We start from the raw sequence: 2,885 nt of genomic DNA, 5'->3' as shown, positions 1-2,885 counted from the left end.
AGAAAGAAAGGCTCGAGACACGCCATTTGCGCGTCGATCAGCCAGAAAATCACTCATGTCACCGCTCCGTTTTCGGAGCTGTGAAGCACGCGGCACAACAAAAACCAATGAATCCTGACCCTAGATTTGCTGCAAAGCTGTCCGAGAAGACGGGACCACTTAATCTGCCCCCTGTTGACTACTTTGTCGTGCCTTCAGTCGGTGGCCGACCTGAACAATCGCGTCAAGGGCCGGGATCAATTCGGCCCCAAGCTCGGTCAGGCTGTATTCCGTCGAGGGGGGCGACGTGCGCCGGACATGGCGGACCAGCACACCTCGTGCGGCCAGTTCCGACAAACGGGCCGAAAGTACCTTGGCAGAAATCGGCGGAATATCCGAACGCAGTTCACTAAAGCGGCGTGGCCCGGCCCGCAACGACCAGATCACGTTCGGCGCCCAGGCACCTGCAATCACAGCCATGCATTCGGTCAGCATGCAGGGTTCGGGTGGCGCCGGGCTTCGGTTTTTCCGCATCTTCAGGGCCATGAGGCGTTACCAGGTTTCTGCTGGGTTACTCTATTTTTTAAGTAACCATCAGAAACCTAGTTGTCAACGGATATGCCCTTCTCCATGTCTATGGTGCCACCAGTAATCCCCAGAAAGGAATACCATGAAACTCTACTACAAACCGGGCGCATGTTCGCTTGCCAGCCACATCGTGCTGACCGAAATCGGCACTCCCTTCGAAACTGAGGCCGTTGATACCGCGGCTGGCCGCACTGAATCCGGCGCGGATTTTAGATCCATCAACCCCCGAGGATATGTGCCGGTGCTTGCGCTGGACGACGGTGAACTTGTCAGGGAGGGATCCGCTATTCTTCAATATCTTGCTGATAAGTACCCGTCCTCTGATCTGGCACCATCAAACGGAACGATGGCCCGTACACGGGTTCAGGAATATCTGAGTTTTGTGGCGGCCGATCTGCACAAATCCTTCAGCCCGCTGTTCAAGGGTGATTCCACCGACACCGAAAAAACCAAGGCGCGCAGTATCGTCAAAACAAAATTCGATCAGGTCGAAAACATACTGGCCGATGGGCGGGAATACCTTGTGGACGGAAAGTTTTCGGTCGCGGACGCATATCTTTTCGTTGTCTCGAACTGGGCAAATTTTACGGAAATCGATTTGTCCGGCTGGCCAAGCCTGAAAGCCTATGTCGAGCGGGTGGCAGCACGTCCCGCAACACAAACGGCGATGCGCGCCGAAGGGCTGATCCAATGACCCCGGCCGATCACAAAGCTGTGGTCGAATTGATGGAGGCCTATTTCGAGGGCCTTCATCACGCCGACAGCAACGCCCTGAGACAGGTGTTTCACCCGAAACTGGCGTATATCTGCGCCACCGAAGGGGATGAGCTGTATCTGGATCTTGAGAGCTATATGGCCCGTGTGGATCAGCGTGAACCGCCAGCCAAGCGCGGTGACCCGCGCGATGAAGAGATATTGCAGATCTCCTTCGGCAGTCCGAGGCTGGCCCATGTCATGGCCCGTATGTCGATGATGGGGCGCGATTATCTGGATTACCTTTCCCTTGTCCGCCACGGCAATGACTGGCGGATTGTCACCAAGGTCTTCTCCTACGTTCCAAGGAAGGATTAAAACCATGCCATATGTGAATATCAAAGTAACCCGTGAAGGTGGTCCTGACGGAACCGGCCCAAGCCAGAGCGAGAAAGCAAAGCTGATCGCCGGAGTGAGCGAACTGTTGCACGAGGTGCTGGGCAAAAACCCGGCAACCACAGTCGTCGTGATTGACGAGGTCGATCTGGACAACTGGGGCATCGGTGGGCTGCCGGTTGTCGACTACCGAAAGACGGCCACGTGAAAACCCGGCTGACCGAGCGCCTGAACCTGTCCCACCCGATCATTCAGGCGCCAATGGCGTTTGTTGCGGGTGGGTCGTTGGCCTCGGCTGTGACGCAGGCGGGCGGGCTTGGGTTGGTCGGCGGGGGGTTACGGCGATCGGGACTGGATTGCGCAACAGTTCGATGCAGCCGGAACCACCCCTGTCGGGTGCGGTCTGATCACATGGAAGTTGGCAGAGCAGCCCGCTCTGCTCGATTACGTGCTGGAGCGCGGGCCAGCCGCGGTCTTTCTGTCCTTTGGTGATCCTGCACCCTTTGCCGACAGGATCAAACGGACGGGCGTTCCGCTTATCTGCCAAATCCAGACACTTCGGGACGCGCTGCGTGCCATTGCGGTTGGCGCCGATGTCATCGTGGCTCAGGGGGCCGAAGCTGGTGGCCACGGCGAGGTGCGCGGCACGATCGCGCTTGTGCCCGAAGTGGCGGATAAAATTGACGCATCGAACAGTTCGGCTGTACTTTGCGCCGCCGGTGGTATCGGCGATGGTCGCGGTCTGGCTGCGGCCCTGATGCTTGGCGCAGATGGCGTTGTGATAGGAACTCGGTTTGTTGCTGCAGATGAGGCGCTGATCCATCCACAGATTCTCAGTGACATCTTGCGCGCATCAGGGGATGAAACCGTTCGAACCTCGGTTCCCGACATCATTCGCGGTTATTCTTGGCCGGACCGATACTCAATCCGGGTACGTCGAAATAATTTTGTCAGTAAATGGCATGGTCGAGAAGCCGCGCTAGACGCCGGCTTGGATGTTCAAAGACGACTTTGGAACGATGCTCAGAATTCCGGAAATCCGTCAATCGTTCCCGGTATTGTCGGCGAAGGTGTGGGTATCATAAGAACCTCGAAACCTGCAGAACAGATCATTGGCGAGATCATGCGCGATGCGATCAACCTTATCAAAGGTGAAGGCGGCAGACATTTGTTTCGGCATAAGGCTTGATTGTCAATCGGTCAAAAACGCGATTAGGTGGGATTTAACG

5 protein-coding genes and 1 pseudogene are annotated in these 2,885 nt (G+C 56.5%); 5 read left to right on the top strand and 1 reads right to left on the bottom strand.

Translation table 11 applies throughout. The annotated features are described in order from the left end of the window. Window positions 1-159 precede the first annotated feature (159 nt). Window positions 160-525: a winged helix-turn-helix transcriptional regulator gene (locus ACR0M3_RS19960; protein WP_480871587.1), complete on the bottom strand. Its 366-nt coding sequence runs from the start codon at window positions 523-525 to the stop codon at window positions 160-162. A 124-nt stretch (window positions 526-649) separates the two neighbouring features. Between ACR0M3_RS19960 and gstA the strand changes: the two genes are divergently transcribed. The 5 genes and pseudogenes from gstA (at window position 650) to ACR0M3_RS19935 (ending at window position 2,845) form a co-directional block, all read left to right on the top strand. Continuing rightward, window positions 650-1,261, top strand: a complete 612-nt coding sequence (gene gstA, locus ACR0M3_RS19955; RefSeq protein ID WP_480912407.1) for a glutathione transferase GstA — start codon at window positions 650-652, stop codon at window positions 1,259-1,261. Beyond that, window positions 1,258-1,638: a nuclear transport factor 2 family protein gene (locus ACR0M3_RS19950; protein WP_480774587.1), complete on the top strand. Its 381-nt coding sequence runs from the start codon at window positions 1,258-1,260 to the stop codon at window positions 1,636-1,638. Before gstA ends, ACR0M3_RS19950 begins: the two co-directional genes overlap by 4 nt. Before the next feature lie 4 nt (window positions 1,639-1,642). Continuing rightward, window positions 1,643-1,864, top strand: a complete 222-nt coding sequence (locus ACR0M3_RS19945) for a tautomerase family protein (RefSeq protein WP_480560863.1) — start codon at window positions 1,643-1,645, stop codon at window positions 1,862-1,864. Further along, window positions 1,861-1,935: pseudogene (locus tag ACR0M3_RS19940) on the top strand (hypothetical protein); the annotation flags it as partial. The gene ACR0M3_RS19945 and the pseudogene ACR0M3_RS19940, both read left to right, overlap by 4 nt. A 37-nt stretch (window positions 1,936-1,972) precedes the next feature. Then, a complete protein-coding gene (locus tag ACR0M3_RS19935; protein ID WP_480912405.1) occupies window positions 1,973-2,845 on the top strand; it encodes an NAD(P)H-dependent flavin oxidoreductase in 873 nt (290 codons plus the stop codon). The last annotated feature ends 40 nt before the right edge of the window (window positions 2,846-2,885 follow it).

The sequence above is a fragment of the Ruegeria sp. O5 genome, assembly GCF_056535105.1.
This window is presented reverse-complemented; position numbering and strand designations above follow the sequence as displayed.

What these genes read in the sequence shown, in the direction of transcription:
- ACR0M3_RS19960 (WP_480871587.1), bottom strand. Translation starts at nt 525, where the DNA reads ATGGCCCTGAAGATGCGGAAAAACCGAAGCCCGGCGCCACCCGAACCC.
- ACR0M3_RS19950 (WP_480774587.1), top strand. Translation starts at nt 1,258, where the DNA reads ATGACCCCGGCCGATCACAAAGCTGTGGTCGAATTGATGGAGGCCTAT.
- gstA (WP_480912407.1), top strand. Translation starts at nt 650, where the DNA reads ATGAAACTCTACTACAAACCGGGCGCATGTTCGCTTGCCAGCCACATC.
- ACR0M3_RS19945 (WP_480560863.1), top strand. Translation starts at nt 1,643, where the DNA reads ATGCCATATGTGAATATCAAAGTAACCCGTGAAGGTGGTCCTGACGGA.